The 1,441-nt window shown below is 43.2% G+C and carries 1 protein-coding gene; it reads right to left on the bottom strand.

Annotated features, from left to right (window positions below):
- Positions 1-261: 261 nt before the first annotated feature.
- Positions 262-1,344 (bottom strand): sugar kinase, encoded by a 1,083-nt coding sequence (locus OQ5_RS0117570; protein ID WP_016778739.1) that lies wholly within the window; start codon positions 1,342-1,344, stop codon positions 262-264.
- Between the last annotated feature and the right edge of the window lie 97 nt (positions 1,345-1,441).

The raw sequence follows: 1,441 nt of genomic DNA, 5'->3' as shown, positions 1-1,441 counted from the left end.
ATCTGCGGTTGCTTGCGTTTTTTGATATTCGAACATCTCATGACGAAAACTTATGAATAAAGCAGGTTAAATGACTTGAAATCATTTTTTTGTATTAAAACGCCGGTTTCCAGCATTGTAAATTTTATCCGACTTTCAATATCTAACATCTAAATATCTAACATCTAAATCTCTCCCTTCTGCCTTCTGCCTGATTTACTAATATCTACCATTCATTGTTTAAAAGAATAACAAAAGGAGCATTCCTTCTTAAACGGATGTCTATCTTTTGACTCTTGCATTACCACTCCATAGACTCCAGACCATTTCTTCGTCGGCCGGCTGTGCATAATCGGTCAGAAACGTTGTGGCCAATGCACCGGTTGCCCATCCAAATTGTATCCATTTTTCGGGTTCCCAACCTCTGAGTATGCCGTAAAGAAGGCCACCAACAAAGCCGTCGCCTCCGCCAATACGGTCAAGGACACGAATGGGACGCGGTTCTATAACTTCCCAATTGTCACCCTGCAACATTATTGCTCCCCACAGGTGCTCATTAGCGCTGATAACCTGACGCAATGTTGTTGCAAAAACCGAAGCATTAGGAAATGTTTGCTTCACCCTCTTAATCATTTCTTTGAAGCTGTCTATCTTATCGGCAATCTCCTTCCCGCCCGCTTCAGGGCCTTCAATTCCCAGACATAGCTGGAAATCTTCTTCATTGCCAATCAAAACATCTGATACAGATGCAATCTCTGAAAAGATATCACGTAATTCTTTTTCTCTTCCTTCCCAGAAGGATGCCCGGTAGTTTAAATCGAAAGATATGACTGTTCCATGTTTTTTTGCAGCTCTTGCCACTTCGAGGCAGAAATTGCCGGTGTCGGGTGATAATGCGGCTATCAAACCCGATAGATGTACTATCTGAACACCTTCTTTTCCGAAAATACGTTCCAGATCGAAATCTTTAGCGTTAAGCGTTCGTCCAACTTCGCCGGCCCTGTCGTTGTGCACGCGGGGGCCACGTCCGCCATAACCACTGTCAGCAATGTTGAACTGATGGCGGTAACCCCATGGGCCTCCCTGTTCTACTTCCACACCTTCGTAGTCCATGTGCCGGCTTCGAAGATTGCTTTTAATGAATGCGGCAACGGGACTTCCTTTTACGAAAGTGGTCAGTACTTTTACAGGAAATCCCAGATAGGATGAGATACTGGCTACATTAGTCTCGGCGCTGGTAGCCTGCATTTTGTAAATGTCACTGCTGTGAACCGGTTGTCCGTTTTCGGGAGTGATTCTTACACCCATACTGGTCGGTACCACCATTGCATATTTGCAGTCTTTTCTGAGTTGTATTATATTCATAATATGTTGATTTTTTATTCAGTAGTTCGATGAATTTTTAACCTGCATTATTCATAAATTATCTATTACGATGCTCAACTATCGGCAAAACACAAGC

Origin of the sequence: Anaerophaga thermohalophila str. Valhall (genome assembly GCF_000250735.1) — a bacterium.
In the GTDB taxonomy this organism is placed as follows: Bacteria; Bacteroidota; Bacteroidia; order Bacteroidales; family Marinilabiliaceae; genus Anaerophaga; species Anaerophaga thermohalophila_A.
This window is presented reverse-complemented; position numbering and strand designations above follow the sequence as displayed.